The 19,158-nt window shown below is 37.7% G+C and carries 16 protein-coding genes; 8 read left to right on the top strand and 8 right to left on the bottom strand.

The window, feature by feature from the left end; translation table 11 throughout:
• Window positions 1-80: 80 nt before the first annotated feature.
• Window positions 81-2,375: a GAF domain-containing protein gene (locus FDK13_RS17495; protein WP_137341307.1), complete on the top strand. Its 2,295-nt coding sequence runs from the start codon at window positions 81-83 to the stop codon at window positions 2,373-2,375.
• Between the two features lie 161 nt (window positions 2,376-2,536).
• On the opposite strand, the gene FDK13_RS17490 is transcribed toward FDK13_RS17495, so the two are convergent.
• Both FDK13_RS17490 and FDK13_RS17485 read right to left on the bottom strand, forming a co-directional pair.
• Window positions 2,537-2,977 (bottom strand): carboxymuconolactone decarboxylase family protein, encoded by a 441-nt coding sequence (locus FDK13_RS17490; protein ID WP_137341306.1) that lies wholly within the window; start codon window positions 2,975-2,977, stop codon window positions 2,537-2,539.
• A gap of 76 nt (window positions 2,978-3,053) precedes the next feature.
• The gene (locus FDK13_RS17485) at window positions 3,054-3,632 is read right to left on the bottom strand and encodes a Crp/Fnr family transcriptional regulator (RefSeq protein WP_137341305.1); all 579 of its coding nucleotides are present in this window, start codon (window positions 3,630-3,632) and stop codon (window positions 3,054-3,056) included.
• Between the two features lie 552 nt (window positions 3,633-4,184).
• On the opposite strand from FDK13_RS17485, the gene FDK13_RS17480 reads away from it, so the two are divergent.
• Window positions 4,185-4,682, top strand: coding sequence for a GyrI-like domain-containing protein (locus FDK13_RS17480; RefSeq protein WP_137341304.1), 498 nt, complete (start codon window positions 4,185-4,187; stop codon window positions 4,680-4,682).
• 21 nt (window positions 4,683-4,703) lie between these two features.
• Here the strand turns inward: FDK13_RS17480 and FDK13_RS36650 are convergent, their stop codons facing one another.
• Window positions 4,704-5,045, bottom strand: coding sequence for a glycosyl-4,4'-diaponeurosporenoate acyltransferase CrtO family protein (locus FDK13_RS36650; protein WP_374756104.1), 342 nt, complete (start codon window positions 5,043-5,045; stop codon window positions 4,704-4,706).
• Window positions 5,046-5,250: 205 nt separating this feature from the next.
• Between FDK13_RS36650 and FDK13_RS17475 the strand changes: the two genes are divergently transcribed.
• On the top strand, window positions 5,251-5,745 hold the full coding sequence (locus tag FDK13_RS17475) for a YdcF family protein (protein ID WP_137341303.1): 495 nt from the start codon (window positions 5,251-5,253) through the stop codon (window positions 5,743-5,745).
• Here the strand turns inward: FDK13_RS17475 and FDK13_RS17470 are convergent.
• On the bottom strand, window positions 5,742-6,650 hold the full coding sequence (locus FDK13_RS17470; protein ID WP_137341302.1) for a sugar phosphate isomerase/epimerase family protein: 909 nt from the start codon (window positions 6,648-6,650) through the stop codon (window positions 5,742-5,744). The genes FDK13_RS17475 and FDK13_RS17470 overlap by 4 nt on opposite strands.
• A gap of 486 nt (window positions 6,651-7,136) precedes the next feature.
• Here FDK13_RS17470 and FDK13_RS17465 point away from each other — a divergent pair, with 486 nt between their 5' ends.
• Window positions 7,137-8,108 (top strand): phytanoyl-CoA dioxygenase family protein, encoded by a 972-nt coding sequence (locus tag FDK13_RS17465; RefSeq protein ID WP_137341301.1) that lies wholly within the window; start codon window positions 7,137-7,139, stop codon window positions 8,106-8,108.
• Between the two features lie 66 nt (window positions 8,109-8,174).
• On the opposite strand, the gene FDK13_RS17460 is transcribed toward FDK13_RS17465, so the two are convergent.
• Together FDK13_RS17460 and FDK13_RS17455 are read right to left on the bottom strand one after the other, a co-directional pair.
• The gene (locus FDK13_RS17460; RefSeq protein ID WP_137341300.1) at window positions 8,175-8,498 is read right to left on the bottom strand and encodes a hypothetical protein; all 324 of its coding nucleotides are present in this window, start codon (window positions 8,496-8,498) and stop codon (window positions 8,175-8,177) included.
• Window positions 8,499-8,834: 336 nt separating this feature from the next.
• Entirely contained in the window at window positions 8,835-9,386 is a 552-nt protein-coding gene (locus FDK13_RS17455; RefSeq protein WP_137341299.1) for a 2'-5' RNA ligase family protein, read from the bottom strand.
• Window positions 9,387-9,553: 167 nt separating this feature from the next.
• On the opposite strand from FDK13_RS17455, the gene FDK13_RS17450 reads away from it, so the two are divergent.
• The gene (locus FDK13_RS17450) at window positions 9,554-10,255 is read left to right on the top strand and encodes a hypothetical protein (RefSeq protein WP_137341298.1); all 702 of its coding nucleotides are present in this window, start codon (window positions 9,554-9,556) and stop codon (window positions 10,253-10,255) included.
• A gap of 21 nt (window positions 10,256-10,276) precedes the next feature.
• Entirely contained in the window at window positions 10,277-10,999 is a 723-nt protein-coding gene (locus FDK13_RS17445; protein ID WP_137341297.1) for a hypothetical protein, read from the top strand.
• A 113-nt stretch (window positions 11,000-11,112) separates the two neighbouring features.
• On the opposite strand, the gene FDK13_RS17440 is transcribed toward FDK13_RS17445, so the two are convergent.
• Both FDK13_RS17440 and FDK13_RS17435 read right to left on the bottom strand, forming a co-directional pair.
• A complete protein-coding gene (locus FDK13_RS17440) occupies window positions 11,113-11,430 on the bottom strand; it encodes a hypothetical protein (protein WP_137341296.1) in 318 nt (105 codons plus the stop codon).
• Between the two features lie 214 nt (window positions 11,431-11,644).
• On the bottom strand, window positions 11,645-15,790 hold the full coding sequence (locus FDK13_RS17435) for a hybrid sensor histidine kinase/response regulator (RefSeq protein ID WP_137341295.1): 4,146 nt from the start codon (window positions 15,788-15,790) through the stop codon (window positions 11,645-11,647).
• Between the two features lie 376 nt (window positions 15,791-16,166).
• Here FDK13_RS17435 and FDK13_RS17430 point away from each other — a divergent pair, with 376 nt between their 5' ends.
• On the top strand, window positions 16,167-18,755 hold the full coding sequence (locus tag FDK13_RS17430) for a TonB-dependent receptor (protein WP_137341294.1): 2,589 nt from the start codon (window positions 16,167-16,169) through the stop codon (window positions 18,753-18,755).
• A 39-nt stretch (window positions 18,756-18,794) separates the two neighbouring features.
• The gene (locus FDK13_RS17425; RefSeq protein WP_137341293.1) at window positions 18,795-19,109 is read left to right on the top strand and encodes a cysteine hydrolase family protein; all 315 of its coding nucleotides are present in this window, start codon (window positions 18,795-18,797) and stop codon (window positions 19,107-19,109) included.
• Window positions 19,110-19,158 lie beyond the last annotated feature (49 nt).

The following is a 19,158-nucleotide window of genomic DNA, read 5'->3' as shown; positions in this document are numbered from 1 at the left end:
GTAATTGGAAAATCAATACATGAATCCAAGTACCTATCCCTTTAATCGTTACTTTTATGATCGTAAGATAAAATACAATTATGGATTTGCTGTCGTCATTCATTAGCCCTTTTGAAGTACAACTTTCTTTTTATCACATTTTCGAGAATCTGGATAAAGTTGCCGCTGATCCTGATAATGAAAATGCTGCAAGAGCTACGTCATTACTTCACGATGCACGCCCCTTTCCTGAACTTAGAAACGGGATAACGGATATTTCCCAGATCGAAGAAAATGCAGGATTGATCAGGCGTTTATTGGCTGACTATTTCCCCGAAAATCTGACCTATAATGAAATTAAAGCAGTCACATTTCCTTACTCCAATGTTATTTTCAACCATTCCGAAAGGTTTAAAAATATAATCAAAGCCGCTGGTCCTGATCTGAACATGAATATCAGAGATTTTAATCAGCAGCAATTTTACGTTTTCAGCTGTTGTTTAATTCTGAATGAATTTTATGGTACTGCATTGGATTTCAGCCAACCTCTTTTTTATGAAATCCCTACGGCCAGTGGCATCAACAAATACTACCGGATTTTATACAACGCCGATTTTATGGAAATTTTGGCGACAGAAAGATCACCTGCTTTAACCCGGGATGAAGTTGATAATCTGGTTAATAACTATGATGATCTGGATTTGTGGAAAAAGAAAATTCCACCCGGAACATTTCTGCTAAAAGGTTTTGCCATGATCACTTTGTATGATGCAACCGTAGAAAACGTTGTATCGATTCTCAAAGAAAAACTGCTTAGCTATCATTCCTTTGGATTCAGAAACAGCATCGAATCAATTTTTCGCTCCATTTATCGTGTGGCCGATATCCGTGTAGGTTTTACTTCTTTTGATAAAGAAGATGATATGTTCAGTCTCGATAAATTTGGACAGCAGCTGCCAAGTTTCATCTTGCCGGAGGGCAAAAGCGAGGCAGCCAGAAAACTGCTTTGCGAAAAATCTTACTTCAATCTTATCGAACTGAATACAAGTTTTTCTATTAACGATACGGCTGAATATCTGGCCAATAATCCGGTAAGTTATCTGGCCAATCATTTTACCACTAAAAATATTGGCAGCTTCATTTTGGCTCCGCTGATCAAAAATAAACACATGTATGGCATTTTGGAAATTGTTTCGCCAAGGTCAAAAGTTTTGAACAGTATCAATGCCAATTTACTGGATATCGTTATGCCTTTTCTGATTGATACAATAGAAAGAATTGAAGGGGAATTTGAAAATCAAACACAGGCAGTGATTCAAAATCAATTTACAACGATTCATAATAGTGTTTACTGGAAATTTTATGCTGAGGCGCAGAAGCTGATTTTAGCACATCAAATTGGAGAAGAATATACTTTGCAGGAAATTGTATTTCCAACCGTACATCCGTTGTATGGGCAAATTGATATCAAAGGATCTTCAGAAGCCAGAAATGAAAGCGTCCAGAAAGATCTCAAAAAACAGCTAAAATGGCTTTTGCCAATTTTGGAAGAAGTTAATAAAGAAACCCAGAATTCCTTTGAAAAAGAAGAAAACCAGATAAGCCAGTATCTGATTGATATTTATCAGCCGTTAAAAGCCGGGACTGAACATTACATCAGTCAATATCTGGATAATACAGTTCACGAACATTTGAGAAAAATTAAAGACCCGGATCTGATTAAAGATATTCAGGATTATTTTGTTCAAACGGATAAAAACGCAGGGGAATTTCATAAGTATCGCAAAAAATATGAAACGACGATTCAAATGATCAACGAGAAAATTGCGAGCGTACTGGACGAAAATCAGATAAAGGCGCAAAGAATTTTCCCGCATTATTATGAAAGATTTAAAACCGACGGCATTGAGCATAATTTATACATAGGCTCTTCCATAGCGCCAAAATTGGAATTTGATTTACTGAAATTGTATCAATTACGACTTTGGCAACTCAGGACTTTATGCAAAATGGAAGCAGCACATCATCATTTAAAACCTCAGCTCCCTTACGATCTTGAAGTTACAACACTGGTTCTGGTATATCACGCGACAATAGATATCCGTTTCCGTATGGACGAAAAACGGTTTGACATCGACGGAAGTTACAACGCCCGTTATGAAATCGTGAAAAAGAGGATTGACAAAGCCTTTATCCAGGGAACAACCGAGCGTATAACCAAAACCGGATTTATAACGATTGTTTATCTCAATGAAACCGAGGAAAAAGAATACGTTGAATATTTAAGAATACTTCAGGCTGAACATATTCTGGAAAAGACAATTGAAAAAATGGATGTTGAAGATTTGCAGGGAATTTCGGGGTTGAAAGCATTGAGAGTTGGGATTGTACATTGAAAATTATTTGGTGCCGAAATCGTCAAAATCATAGATAATTTCAGGTTTTTACTACCGTCGGACGGATAATAAAAAATCTCTCGCGCCCAAAAAACCAGACAGATAATAAAACTTCAAACAAGCCCAAATCCTTAAACAACCTAAGAAAGACACCCCCAATTTCAATCCAAAACAGGCATCAGATTTGTTGCAATCCCAATTCTATTCCATGCGTTAATTGCAATGGCCGCCATAATTACCTGGGCCACATAATGATCGCCTAATAGTGCAATGGCATTCTTATATGTATTATCAGAAACATGATTTTGAATCAGGGTAACTTCTTCCGAAAGCGCCAGAACCGCCCGTTCTTCTTCAGTAAAAAAAGGAGTTTCCCGCCAGGCGTTTAATGCATAAATACGCTGCTCAGTTTCCCCTATTGCGCGCGCCTCTTTGGTATGCATGTTAATACAAAATGCACATCCGTTAATTTGAGAACCACGGATTTTGATCAGATTTTTATGTGTTGCAGTCAGCGCAGTACTTCCAATATATTTTTCCAGGCCTAGCATGGCTTTATAAGCAGCCGGCTCTGTTTCGGCAATGTTGATTCTCTTTTCCATTATTATTTTTTAGATTAATGACGTCACAAATTTCCGACTTCATCATCCAAAAAAACTTAATCGTGGTTAAGAAAAATCAGGAATCCGCAATTTTCGCTCTGATTTTGCTTAAAAATTCAGGTGTAAAACCAAGATATGAGGCCAGCATATATTGCGGCACGCGTTGAATAAAAGACGGGAAATTATTATTAAAATGATGAAAGCGTTCCTCTGGAGAAAGATTGAACATATACTGCAAACGCATAAGCGAAGCGGCATATGATTTTTGGACAATTAACCGAAAATAACGTTCAAGCTGCGGTATTTTGATAAATAATTCATCCTGAATCCGGTCGTCAATGCTGATCAGCTCACAATCCTCAACGGCCTGAATAAAAAGTTGTGACGGTTTTTTCTGTTCAAAACTAAAATAATCGGTAAGCCACCAATTTTCAATGGCAAACTGAACCATCTGCTTATTGCCGTTTTCTTTAAGCGTATAACTTCTGAGACAACCTTTGCCAATAAACCAGTTAGCGTGACAAACATGTCCTTCTTCCAACAGGTATTGTTTCTTTTTTATACTTTCAAATTTGACATAAGATCTCAAAATAATCTGTTCCTCTTCATTTAAAGCAACAAATTTTTGTATGTGCCGGACCAGATTTTCGAACATATTTCCTGCTGATTTTACTTTGCAATAATACAAATTCGCTTTTTTCAAAACGAAAATAATAGTTGCCCGATTTATAAAGATTTCAAAATCAATACAAACCGGTTAAATTGCGAACCGAAAACCGGGTACTTTTAAAATCCCGAATGGCTTTTAATTCTAAATATCCATAATATTTTATCCATTGCCAATTTCCTTCCAAAATGGAAAACAAACCAAAATACCGGATCGTGGTCGTTTCAAAAGACCATATCAAGCGTGAAATTTCTGAAATCTCATGATGTTTCGATTTTGCCGCTCATTGAAAGTCTGGATTTTATCAAAAATAAAAATCCCGGGGCTTCCCTTTTCGGACGGAATTTTTTGAAATAGGTGAAGAAGATTTTAAAAAGATAAGAAAAGAGATGCTGGAAGAGTAGCTTTCCAAGTCTCTCAAAACTGTCGCAGATACCCTCTGAAATTGTCATATTTTACCTTTGTGAAAATTGAACCAACCGTGTAATTTAGCTTTTGCAAAAGTCCTGATATCCGTCTTATCTTTTAAACTACAATACCATGACAACGGAACCAAAAATAGAATTCTTAGAGGCCGAACCTTATGTTGCGATCAGGCAAAAAGTGAGTATGGCCGAAATCCCGACGGTATTACCACCGCTTATTTCCGAGGTTTTCATCTGGATGGGGAAGGAAAATATTGAAGGAAATGGCGCACCGTTTTTTCGCTATCTATCAATGGATGAACACAGTAACCTGATTGTGGATGTAGGGGTACCAACAAAAACAAAGGTAAATGGCGACAACAGAATTATTTCCCGAGCATTCCCCGAAGGAGATTATGCCGTTCTGACTTTTACCGGAGATTATAAAAACCTGCGTCAGGCTCATATTTCACTGGATGAATGGATCATTCAAAATGGCTATAAAGATCGCGGTGTGATGGATGATGGCGAATTGGTTGGATGCCGGGTAGAACTTTACGTTTCTGATCCGGCAGCGGAACCCGAGCCTGAAAAATGGGTTACGGAGCTATGTATATTAATTGAAAAAGCTTAAATCGAAGTATACTAAAACCAGCTATTTTATCAATCTGAGAATCCGCGCTCTGTTGTATTGTTGTAAAATAACAGGACAAAGATTGTAAAGAATATTGCCCGCCATGATCAGAATGAAATACACAAATTTATGTTTGAATATCGCAAAAATTCCTGAAAGACAAAAGAATACGAAGCAGATAACGTGATACTTTTCATACATTGAAACAGTTTTCAGATACTTTTCTGCGTAGTTTTTATTCTTTATCGTCGTATCAATTGTATTGTCTTTTTTGAATAAACGATTTACCAAATCACCATTTTGGACAAATTTCCTGATCCATTTGACTCCCGGTTTTTCATAATATTGGGGAATATTACTCAATTGAAAAAACCGGGAAGATAAAAAGCCCGAAAAAAAACTTGCGACAAGAAATCCGTAAAACCATGTACCTGGGCCTGCTAACAGCCAAAAGAAAATTACGGGTGCAAAGCACAAAATAGTCCAGAGAAAATTGATAAGCTGGTTTAAAAATTGTTTTTTCAATATCTTGTCGGTTAACAATTACAGCAGAAACTTTACCAATTAAATGAAAATTATTCTTGTTCTGGGATCGCCCAACGAACCGGACGGAACGCTCAGTGAAATGGCAAAAAGCAGACTGACCGTTTGCCAAAAATTATATGTATCCGGAACTTACAAGATCGTTTTAACCGGTGGTTTTGGTCAACACTTCAATACAAGTGATAAACCGCACGCGTATTATTTAAAACAAAACTTACTTTCTAAAAATATCAGGGAAGAGGATATTATTGGACTTACAGAATCGCGGCATTCCGTGGAAGATGCCACACTTTCCAAATGGATTATAACACAATACAAGCCCGAAAAAATTATTATTGTTACCTCAGACTATCATTTTGACAGAGCAAAACTGATATTCGACGCCGTTTATGCACCTTTTACAGATTTTTCATTTTCGCTGGCTTCGTCTGTAAATATTAATCCGGAAATATTAAATCAGTTAATTCAGCATGAGAAAACTGCTTTGCAAGATCTGAGGGATCATGGTGTACGTTTTTAATTATATGTTTTCAGTGCAGCCGAATCGCCCAGTTCTTTCAGTATTTTTTTCAAACCATCAATATTCATCGTTAGCCCAACTTCTGCATCAGGCGCAGTCTCTTCATTGATTATCCCGATAGGGCCACTGTATTTACTGTTTTTTACAATGCGTATCATTTCAGTTTCAGCATCTCCCTGCCCTATAGGAACCACTTTAACCGGATTTCCTTTTTTCAGGCCTGATAAATTTATTGCCAGCAAACGAGGAAGAATTTCCGGAAAAAATTTGGGAAACCGGTCAATTTGTTCTTCGGCGTGATGGAAATTATAAACAATTCCTATGTTTGGTTTTTTCAAATAGCTAATAATTTCCAGCTGATTCTCCGGTTCTCCGTACCAGCCGCCATGGTTATAAAGCCCGATTGTGCAGCCAATTTCAGCTGCTTTTTCAGCGATATAAGAAATAGGTTTTGCGTGGGCTTTTACCTTTTCTTCCTGCGTCATGGTGTCAAGACCTTTGATTCCGCTAACCATAAGCCAGAGCTGGGTTTTCACTTTGTTTCTTTTCAATACTTCTAAAATAGAGACCAGATTTTTATCATTTTCAGGTTCTGGCCCGGAATGAAGCCAAAATGCCTGTAAAGTGATATGATGTGCTTTTAACGCTTCAATTTCGGCATCAAAAGTCGGGATATGTTTCTCGCGCCAGTCATAAGCCAGTTTGTTGATCCCTAATTTATTGAGCATTTCGGAACGTTCAACCGGACCTCTGTTTTTTACATCAAAAGGCACAATACACCAGGCTATGAGGTTATCGCGGCTATAAATATTTTTTGCACCTTTCGTTTTTTGGGCATTTGCCTGCGAGCCAGGTATGATTAAACCAATAATGAAAATCAGTTTAAAATTTTGAAAATATTTCATACCGGAATAGAAAATATTTAAACAGCAGTTTTGCTTTAAATCAGTATATATTTTTTCCATCGCTCATTCTGGTTTCTCACAGCAATCATGATCAGTCACGACCGGGATTTTCCAACCATTACAAAAGTTACCTTAACTTCATTATTACTCTAACCGATTTTCAAACAGTAACCCGCCCAATTTAAAAACAGCTTTCCTCCTTAGACTCTTTACAACTCAGCTGATTATTAAACCTTTTAAAAGAATATTTTAAAACTTTAAAGGTTAAAGCAATAAAATGTACGTTAAAGCTTTATACTATGTAGTGTTTTGCATCAGGTTAAGCTGCAATTCTTTGGAACAATAATTTCAATCTCACAAGAATATCCTGCTACTTTTTGCAGCAATCAATTCCAACTATTCAACTAATGCAGGAGTCATGATTTTGGGAGTAATATAATACCACAACGAATCGTAAAATTCTGATCATTAAGTAAAAACTTTTATATGCCTACTGCTAATTTACCCTGGATCGAATCGCCTTTTTTTGAAGAGATTTTAAAAACAAAAAAACTAACTGACCAACAGCTGAAATATGTACTGGATTATCAGAAAAACGGCTTTGTTGTGATTCCCGGGCTATTGCCTCATGCTTTGATCGACAAAACGAAAGATGATGCGGAAAACAAAGGATTTAATCCGGATTTCCCCATCAAAACCCAGCGTGACGAAAGAAGAATCCAGGATTTGTGGCAGGTTTCGGAAGCCTCAAAAGAATTGGCATGTTATCCTGCTTTACTTGAAATTCTCGAAGTATTTTACGGACGGGAACCTATTCCTTTTCAAACGCTCAATTTCAAATTCGGTTCGCAGCAAAGAGCACATTCAGATACGATACATTTCAGCTCGTTGCCTTCAAAATTTATGTGCGGCGTTTGGGTTGCACTGGAAGATATTACCGAAGAAAACGGCCCTGTTTTTTACTATCCGGGATCTCAAAAACTTCTGGAATATGACTTTTCATATATCCGGACAGATGCGCAAACGCCATCCTATAAAGATTATATTCAGTATGAAGATTTCATAGAAAAAATTGTAGAAGCCCACCAATTTGAAAAGAAAAAATTCCTTGCAAAAAAAGGAGATTTACTGATCTGGTCATCCAATATTATTCATGGCGGATCACCGGTTACCAAACAAGGTTCAACACGATGGTCGCAGGTGACGCATTACTTTTTTAAAGACTGCTATTATTACACACCGATGCTTTCTAATATGGTCACAAAACAACTTTATCTGAGAGATGAACTTGTGAATATGGTAACAGGCGAAAAAGTAAAACAAAGCTATAACGGAGAGAATATAAACGCACTAAAAGTTGGGAAAAACCTGTTTACGCTGCTGAACAAAAAAATTAAATTAGGCTCATTGGCCATGCGGATATTGAAAAAGAAAGCATATCTCGGCGACAGAGATTAAGCATAAAAATAACCTCCGGTACTATTATCCCGGAGGTTATTTTAAAAAGTATAACGTAATAAATTTCTAGTTCTTTCTTCTTTTCGTGCCGGTCGTATCCATTTCACCGGAGCCACCTTTTCTTCGGCCCTTTTTCATTCCGTCCATTTTTTTACTATCCCATTTGGTTGAGTCCATATTCATGTTTGGCGTTCTTTGGTCTCTGATCAAAGTATCATCCGAAGGACTCCCTGTTCTGGGCAATGGCGTCGGGGTAGAATTCAGCTTTTTTCCCTGATTCATTCTTGACGAATCCTGCATTGGTATTGCCTGCGGGGATGGATTTTGCGCATAGCCAATAGCAGACACAAGAGAAAGCGCGGCTGCGATTGCGAATTTTATCGTTTTCATTTTGTCGAATTTTGAGTTTGTATTAATAATTTCATACTTCATTATAAAACAGTTATACAAAAGCCATTCCCGAAACATTTTTCCAATCAACTCATTTGGCAAAAAATACTGAACAACAATAACTTACCCCTTAATGAGTACCTGAAAGATATGGTGGGGTGTTTTGAGAAGTATTACGTTATTATTTTCCTTTAAAATTGAGAATATTACTTTTACAAATTCAGCACAAGTACTGATTTACAATAAGTTACCTCATTTTGTCCCGAAAAATCTACAAGAATATTTTGAAATAATTCCCTTCAAAAATGGTGTGCCTGATTTGAAATATTTTCAAACTCATTTTAATATAAATGAGCGGATAATATTCCACTTTTTCCCATCATGCTTCAATAAGTGAAAATTACAAACTTCAAACGTTTCGGGAAATTCCTTTACCTCAAACTCCCGCCATGCTTCCTGAAATGTACCCACTTTCAAATCCCTGTAAGCAACTGTGAGGTGCGGGTGAAAATCAAGTTCAAGATCCATAATGGATTCATCCGGAAACGCATTTCTAAAATCAAGTAAAATCTGCTTTTGCAGTGTCATCAGTGAAAGATCTGGTACAGGTTTCAGGAAAATTACCGGTTTGTTTTTGTTATGAAAAGCACCAAAATCTTTCAATTCCAAATTGAAATGAAATACACTTATATGAAGATTTTCAAACCAGTCCAAAACAATTTCGTGTGCCGAAACCGGAAATTTGAAAGGAGCTTTCAGGGTAATATGGGGCATCACTTTAAGTGAGGCACGGCTTTCAAAACGATCCGCAATATCTTCCTGAATTTTCGTAATTTTTCTGCTTATGTCTTCTGGCGGAATAATTGCCAGGAAATATAAATTTTCCATATCCCGAAAATATGTCTGTGATTAAAGTATATGTACTACTTTATGTCCAATATTAAAACTTTCAGACTTGATTAAATGCAAACAAATATTATTTACATCTTAATTAATTGTATTTATCACTGTTTTGTTGTTAATTATATAAAAAATTCTTCCCGGGGAAATTGATAATGAAAAGCTGGTTACTAACAATCGTTTTTCTTATTTCTGCTGCATTTACTTTTGCGCAAAATACGCCAAAAGTATACAGGACGAAAAACGGTTCTAATATTTCAAAAAACATTCCTTACCAGGAACAATACCAGTTTGAAGAATTCAATCCCGGAAAAGTTTATTTTAGAAACGGTCGGATTGCAAACGCCAGGCTTAATTACAACCTGTTTTACGGAGAAATAGAGTTCATTGACACAAAAAATGATACACTTTTGCTGAATGATCAAGACTTTATGGACAGTATAGCTATTGGCTCTGAAATCTTCTATTATTTGCCCAGGCAGGGACACATCCGGGAAATAAAGAATTATGGCAAAGTCAGGCTTGGCGAAAAGCAAGTTCTGGCTGTGTTGGATAACGAAAGAGAATCTGCTTACAATCACTATTCTGCTACATCGGCGATATCTAATTACAAGACTTTCAGTAATCAAAACGGATCTCAGTGGATGAAACCTAGTGATAACGTCGTCTTTAAAAGAAAATCAATCCATTTTTTCATTGATAAAAACAAGCAATTTTACATTCCTTCGAAAGCAAGTACATTGAAACTATTTCGTGATAACAGCAAAGAAATAAACGATTATATTAAAGAACAAAATATCGATTTTTCAAAACAATCCGACCTGACTAAACTACTTGAATTTTGCAACTCCCTTTGACCTCACCCTAACAGAAAAATCATGAAGTTTTCAAAACAATTGATCAAAGCAAGCCGGATCACTGTTTTTGTCTTTATTCCTATTTCGTTTATTTACGCTCAGCCAACCAAAATTCTCAGGGTAAAAAACGGACAGGACGCCACTAAGTATATTTCAGCAAAAGACAGGTTTGAATATCCTGATTTTCAGTTTGGACGTTTGAATTATACCAATGGAAAGTACGCGGTAACCAAGCTGAATTACTGCTATCTTTTGGGAGAAGTTATGTTTATAAGTGCCAAAGGAGACACGCTGGCCATGGCTGACAACAACCAGATTAATTATGCAGACATTGGAAATAACCGGTTTTATCCTTTTCCCGAAAATGGTTTCGTAGAAGTCATCGAAGACTGCGGTGTAATGCTGCTGACTAAAAAAACTCAGTACCAAAGGGGTGGAATCGAAAAAAAGGGAGCTTATCAAAACAGCAACGAAATTGGCTCCGTATATAATGCTTCTACCTTTACAGATATCAATGGCAGAACAATACTACTTCCGGCCAGCAATACAATATTATTGAAGCCTATGACAACTTTTCTATTCATGGATCTCAATCACAGATTTAATAAGGCTAACAAAGGAAGTTTGTTGAAAATCTTTTCAAAGAACAAAAATATCATCGAAAAATATCTTGACGAGCAAAACATTGACTTTAACAGCGAAGAAGATTTAAAAAAAGTGGTATTGTATTGCAGTGAATTATAGCTCTTTATCCTGGTATGAAGAAAAAATACATTTTAAGTTTTTCCGGAAATGCCCATTAGGTTCTATAAAAACAAGCCTGATTTTGAAGCAGGCTTGTTTCCAGTAGCAGTGAATTAATTATCATCTTTTTTTATTTTCTTTTCGGCTTTTTTTACACCCTTTTTAGTAGCGTCATAGCCTTTTTCAGCGGTTTCACCTACTACTTCGGCGCCTTTTTTAACACCTTTTTTAGTAGCATCATAGCCTTTTTCGGCAGTTTCTCCTACTGCATTAGCGCCTTTCTTGACACCTTTACCAACTGCTTTCGCATCTTTTTTTACTTCTGTTTTCGTTTTATCAGCAGCTCTGCCAACTTTTGATTTAGTTGAATCCTGTGCATATGCCAATGTTGAAGCGGCAACAATGGCCATAAAAATCAATACCTTTTTCATAATACCTTCGTTAATAAAATGATTACTTCGTATAAATTTATTTCTTTCTGATTAAATAAATAATCATACCACATCCAAACTATTAAATAATTTCTCGGATTGAACTTTTAAATCTCAAAACGGGAAAAATGCATCAACAGAATGTCACCGATTTACACAGAAGGACAACCAAAAAGATTCTTCATTGTATAGACAAACTGGCAAATATAATTGATCAGGAAGCTTCGATCGTTTGCAGGTGGGCCGCCCATTTTTCAAGCATCATCATCAGTTCATCCAGACTTACCGGCTTGCTGATATAGTCATCCATACCCGCATGCAAACACATCTCCCTGTCCTCCTGTAAGGCATTTGCTGTCATGGCAATAATAAATGGTTGAGCAGGATAACGTTTTTTTATCAGCTGCGTTGCCTCCAGTCCATCCATCAATGGCATTTGTACATCCATCAGAATAACGTCAAATTTTTTCTGTGTTGCCATTTTCAATGCTTCAAAACCATCTGTTGCCAGATCAGCGGTGTAGCCAAGTTTGTTTAGAATATTCATGATCACAATCTGGTTGATCTTGTTATCCTCGGCAATCAGAATATTCAAAGGATATTTAATTGAAAAATCGGATCTTAATTTTTTCTTAGGTACATCCGGCTCATATTCATGATTGGTAATGGTCTTTTTATATTTGCTCAATTCCGTAAAAATATGCCTTGACAATACATGCTGTTTCGCCGGTTTTGTCAAAATTGAACAAAAAAGACCCGGATTATGCTTCTGGATTTCATTCCCTTTTGAGCTTAAAAGCATAACCGGTAAATGCGGATAGCGCTCCCGGATTAGCGACGCAAGCTGTATTCCATCCATTAATGGCATTTCCATATCCGTAATGACGAGACTGAAATTTATATTTTGCTCCAGTATATTCAGTGCCTGCTTTCCCGAACTTGCCACATATGGGATCAGTTTCCAATCTTCGAGCTGGCCTTTTAAAATCCCCCAATTGGTTTCGTTGTCGTCAACAATCAGGATTTTACTATTTTCCAGGCCTTCCATGTTGTAGGTAACATAGGTTTGCAGAGATTGCGTACTTTTTTTGGTTTTGATGGAAAAATGAAAAGTACTTCCTTCACCCACCACACTGGTTACGGAAATAGAACCGCCCATCAGAGCGACTAATTTTTCGCAGATCACAAGGCCAAGACCCGTTCCGCCGTAGCGCCGGGTAGTGGAAGAATCGACCTGTGAAAAAGATTTAAAAAGCCGGTCCATTTTATCCTCAGCAATACCAATGCCCGTATCCCTGACATCGAAACCCAGTTCCAGACTGTCATCGTTAAAAATATTGATCAGCCTGACCCTTAGAAAAATTTCGCCTTCTTTCGTAAATTTTATCGCATTGTTAACCAGGTTGATCAGGATTTGTCTAAGTCTGAGGCTGTCTCCGATTATTTGAGAGGGAACGTCAGGATCAATCTGGTAAATAAGGTCGAGATGCATCTCGGCCGCTTTTGCAGAAAACAAATCCATAACCTCTTCAATACAGGTACGAAGGCTGAAATCCCCTTCTTCCAACTCCATATTACCTGACTCAATTTTTGAAAAATCAAGAATATCATTAATTACCGTCAGCAGATTTTCTCCGCAGGCTTGTATAGATCTCGTAAAATTTTGCTGCTCTTCATCCAAAGAAGTTTCAGCCAGCAAGGAAGCCAGGCCTATCACGCCGTTCATAGGCGTTCTGATTTCGTGGCTCATCGTTGCCAAAAAAGCACTTTTCGCCCGACTGGCCAATTCTGCCTTTTGCACTGCTTTTCTCTCTTCCTCGATAGCATGTTCAAGCTGAATTGTACGCTCTTTAATCTGGCATTCAAGTGCTTTCTTTTGTTTTAAAATACGGTAAGTCCTTACTCTGTAAAAAGCAATCGCCAAACCGATAAACAGTAAAATACTTCCGGCTCTAAACCACCATGTAAGCCAAAAGGGTGGTTCAATGATTATTTTCAAAGAAGTCCCGGTGTTGTTCCAGACACCGTCATTGTTTGATCCCCTTACCCTGAAAACGTAAGTACCCGGATCCAGATTGGTATAAGTAGCCGTCCTTTTCGTACCAACATAATTCCAGTCCGCATCAAAACCTTCAAGTTTATACGCATACTGATTTTTCCGCGCCAATGTGTAATTGAGCGCGGCAAATTCCAGCGTAAAAACGGATTGCTTGTAAGACATCGTAATTACCTTCGTTTCGCTTATGTGTTTTGAAAGTATTTCGCTGCTGTCTCCGGGAATTACCTCCTTGTTAAAAATCAGTAAATCCGTGATGTAAACAGGTTGAACAAACTTATTATCCCTTAGTTGTTCAGGATAAAAGCTACTGAAACCGTTTACACCTCCAAAAAACATTTGTCCGTCCAAAGTCTGAAAACGTGAGTTAAATCTAAATTCATTTCCCTGAAGACCGTCAGAAATATCATAATTCCTGAATTTTTCCGTTTGCAGACTGAAACGTGAAATTCCCTTATTTGTGCTAAGCCATAAATTATTTTTCCGGTCTTTCAGAATAGCAAATACCACATTACTTGCCAAGCCGTCCTTCTCCGTGTAAGACTTGAAAGTTTGCTTCTGCTTATCGAAGTAATTCAAACCACCACCTCTTGTTCCGATCCAGAGATCACCATTTGCGACTTCAAAAATTGTTTGAATTTTATTATTTGATAAGCTGGAACTGTCGTTTGCCTTGTGTTGATACCTTTTAAAATGTTTTCTTTCAGCATCCAGATAATTCAAACCCATTTGCGTTCCAACCCATATCCCTCCTTTGCTATCTTGGAAAACAGTAGTAACAATATCACCGCTCAGGCTCGTTTTTTGAGCAGGATCCGTACGATAATGTGTGAATTTTTTATTTTTGACATCATAGAAATCAAGTCCTCCCTTCCATGTCCCGATCCAGATATTTCCATCTTTGTCACAGAGCAAATTATTTACATCTGATATTGACAAGCTGTTAGGATTACCGTGAATTGGCAAATGGTGTGTAAAAACACCAGTGGTGGTGTTGAACAAATCAAAACCTCCATTGTGATAACCCAATCCGAGCACATTTTTGGAAACCTGGATAACAGATATCACATAATCCGTACTGATAGAATTTTTACTATTATTATGTGTAAAATGTGTAAATGAATTAGTCCTGCGATCCAGTAAATCCAAACCGCCACCGTCCGTTCCTATCCAGATTTTATTTCCGGTACTGTCTACAAAGATGGATAATACATTGTTGTTGCTCAGACTGTTTTTATTGGTTACAATTTGTCTGTAACTAAAAAATTTGTCTTCATATTTTGATAGAAAATTGACTCCTCCGGCGTAAGTACCGATCCAGATATTTTCGGCATTGTCACGATATATGCAGTAAACAGAGTTATTGCTAAGTGTCGTATTATCCGCGGCCTCATTTTCGTAAGTGACAAATTTATTCGTTGCAATATCATAAACACTTATTCCGCCATTCTCAGTACCAATCCACATTTTACCATCATTCGCCTCCATGAGCGAAAGAATATCGTTGTGGGCGATACTGTTTTTTGTTTCATTATGTAAAAATGAAACAAAGTTATCGCTGCCATGATTGTATAATGATAAACCACCGGCATGTGTACCTATCCAAATATCACCTTTACGGTCTTTACAAAGTGCCATGATCCAGTCAGAAGCCAGACCGTTCTTTTGTTTTGAATCCTTAAAATAGCCATTAGATTTCCCGGAATCCGGGTTAAACCGGAACAGGCCATGTTCTGTTCCCAGCCAAAGAGTACCATCATTATCCTCGATTACCTGTGTTACAAATGCACTACCACCGCTTTTTAACTTTTGATCACTCAGATGCCAGAATTTAAAGATACCAGTTGCGGCATTAAACAGAAACAATCCCTGACTTGTCCCCAACCATATCCTGCCTTTACTATCCTGAAAAATATCGTTGATATCATAACTGGTATCTCCGTCCTTGTAATGAACAAAAATATTTTTCTCCCTGTCATATTTGTCAAGGCCGCCAGACGTCGCCACCCATAAATTACCATCCTTATCTTCCAGCAGATCCTGAATATAACTGTCTGTTATCGTGTTTTTATTGTTGGAATCATGTTTATAATGTGTAAACTTATAGCCATCAAATTTATTGAGGCCATCTTCACTGCCCAGCCACATAAATCCTCTTTTGTCTTTAAGAATTGCACTGATATGGCTTTGTGAAAGTCCCTGGTTGGTTGTTAGACGTCGGAATCTGGGTATTTGAGCCTGTGAAAAACAGGGCTGATTAATAACACAAAGCCAGATAATTGCCAGAGAGAGGAGTTCTTTCATTTAGTAATCAAATAGTCACTATTTATAACGTTGATTCGTGAGAATGTAAATTGAAAATAACAGATTTCAATTTCATTAGTCTGAATTCCGTCCAGGTTATACTACAAGTAATACTGAAAGCAAATACAGCTATAAAATAACCTCCGTACTAAATCCACCTACCTGATGTCAGGATAGCAAGATTTCACTTTTCCAATAAAATACCTAATTAAGAATAGAATTAATTTTACAAATTAACCAATTTATTTGCTCAATTTATTTTACGGTAAAATATGTTCAGAATAAACGTTGCTGACGGTAATATTTTGAATTTTATAATTTATTATCCAAAAATTTATCATCTTCGATATGTATTTGAAAATATAACGAAATCGGTATGCAAAAATTTATACTTTACAGTTTTCTTATCTTTTCATCATCAATATACGCACAAAATAAATCCGGGGTTTCAAAAAATGCTATACCGTCGGCCAAAGCCGATACAACCATAGCCGGTGAAAAAGTTTTGGAAGAAATCGTTGTTACCGCCTCCAGGATGAGCGAGAGCATTTTACGCTCGCCAGTCAGTATTGAAAAAGTGGGCAATGCAGCTTTCAGGCTGTCTTCCGCACCTTCGTTTTTCGATGCGCTTGAAAATGTAAAAGGTGTCCAGTTAATTACACCCAGTCTGGGTTTCAGGATTATCAATACCCGCGGTTTTGCCAATACTACAAACGTCCGTTTTACACAGCTAGTCGACGGTGTCGATAACATGGCGCCTCATCTTGGAGCGCCAATCGGAAATGCTATGGGGCCAAGTGATCTTGATATTGAAAGTGTGGAAATTATTCCAGGAACTGCCTCAGCGCTCTACGGTTTGAATGCGCTGAACGGACTTGCGAATTTTATCACCAAAGATCCTTTTAGAAGTCAGGGAATCAGTTTCCAACAAAAAACTGGCATCAATCATGTGAACGATTCTCAAAGTCCGGCCAAATTATTTTCAGAAACCAGTCTTCGGATAGCGCAAGTACTCGCGCCCAAGCTCGCCTTCAAAGTCAATGCGACATTTACCAAAGGTTACGACTGGATCGCAAGTAATCAAACAGACCTGAATGCTTCGGCTAATGCTAAACTGGGCATTCCGGGTGGATCTCAAAATCCGGGATTTGATCCTGTAAATGGTTATGGAAATGAATCATCGGACAGAAAAACAATCACTTTACAGGGAAAACAATATTCCGTTGCCAGAACGGGTTATGCAGAAAAAGATGTGACCAGCTACAACCTTCAAAACATAAAAGCGGACGTTGGAATTGTATACAAAATCAATGAAGGCTCCCGGCTAACTAACACATACCGCTTTGCTGACCTGGATAATATTTACCAGCGCGCTAATCGTTTCAGGCTTAAAGATTATGTGTTGCAGCAACATGCGGTTGAATTCAGAAATTTAAATTTTCAGGTTCGTGCGTATTGGACAAGGGAAAATACCGGGCACTCCTACAACCTGCGCTCAGCCGCAGAAAACCAGGACCGGAATTTCAAAAGTGATGATCTCTGGTATAGTGATTTCACCAAAGGTTTCAACGCGGCAACTGGTTCGGGATCAACCGTAATCCAGGCCTTACAGCAAGCCAGGCAAACGGCGGATGCAGGCCGGTATCAACCGGGAACACCTGCTTTTGAAAATAAATTAAATGAGTTATCAAATATCAATAACTGGGATAAAGGCTCCGCATTAAGGGTAAAGGACGATTTATTTCATATAGAAGGCCAGGCTGATCTTTCCAATTTGCTCCCATCCGGATTTAAAGAAAAAACGGGAATTGAGTTATTGGCCGGGTTTGATCATCGTACTTATCTGATTCATCCGGATGGAAATTATTTTGTCAATTATGTTAAAGATCACGAGTTTGAAAATTTCACTTACAGCAAAACGGGTGGATTTATTCAGGCCGGCAAAATGCTTTTCAATGATAAGATTAAACTTTCCGCGACACTCAGAGCTGATAAAAATGACCACTTTAACCTAAAACTGAATCCTCGTTTTACGATGGTTTATTCTCCGGTTGCTGAACAAAACTTCCGGTTTTCTTACCAGAGTGGTTACCGTTTTCCAAGTATTTTTGAAGCATTTTCCAATGTTAACAGTGGCGGGGTAAAGCGTATCGGCGGCTTACGGGTTATGTCAGACGGAATTTTTGAAAATGCTTATTTGCGAACTTCTATCGATGCTTTTCAGGCGGCTGTTAAAAATGACTTTAACCAGGGAATCCCGACCAATACGGCTATTGAAAAAGAAAAGGGTTTGCTGATCAAAAATCAATATACCTATCTTCTGCCAGAACATATCAACTCTTTTGAAACCGGTTACAAATCACTTTTCTTTAACGGTCAACTGGGCGTGGATCTTGATTTTTATTACAATAAATACGATCACTTTATTGCACAGGTTGAGGCCAACGTTCCCAATATCACAAAACAGGATTCCATACCTTATTATCTGAATGATAAGACGAAACAAAACCGCTACCGGATGTGGACCAATTCTGAAAGTACGGTGTATAATTTTGGGGGAAGCCTGGGTTTATCTTACAGATTTCTTCACAAGTACACTTTTTCAGCCAATGCTTCCTATGCCAAACTGCATCGTAAATCCCATGACGATGCTTTGGAAGATGGTTTTAATACGCCAAAATGGATCACCAATGTGTCTTTTGGCGGTAATCACGTAATCGGCAATTTCGGTTTTAATGCAACTTACAAATGGCAAAATAAATATTACTGGCAATCTTTTCTGGTTAATGGCAATGTTGCCGCATACGTAACAATGGATGCACATGTGAATTATGATTTTGTCAAATCAAGACTTAATCTAAAAATCGGCGCAAGTAATCTTACCAATCATTATTACAATTCTTTTCTGGGCGGGCCTTCAATTGGCGGTTTTTACTATACTTCGGTTACTTATCATTTGATGTAGGATTTTCGAGTAAAATTGAAGCTATTAAATCAAAAAGTGATGATTACGGAAATTGATAAATATACTGCTCTTGTTTTGATAGACCTGCAAAAGTGGATTGCGAAAGATACAGTGCACCCCGTAAAAGATGTACTGGCCAAGGCTGCCATTCTGGTAAATGCCTTCAGGCCGGCAGGGTTACCCGTAGTGATCGTGCATGTTAATCCTGTTGGTGCGGATTGGGCAAAAGCCAGGGTAGAAAAACCTTCGGCACCTCAAAATGCTGTGTTGCAAACCATAGCAAAAGTGGGGATGCCGATTACAGGATTTACAGATATTGTTCCGGAAATCGTAATTAACCAAGCGATATTTTGATTGAGAAAAAAACATGGAATGCCTTCTTTAATATGCCACTTGCCGATTG

This window comes from Dyadobacter frigoris, from assembly GCF_005280585.1.
GTDB classification, from domain to species: Bacteria; Bacteroidota; Bacteroidia; order Cytophagales; family Spirosomataceae; genus Dyadobacter; species Dyadobacter frigoris.
This window is presented reverse-complemented; position numbering and strand designations above follow the sequence as displayed.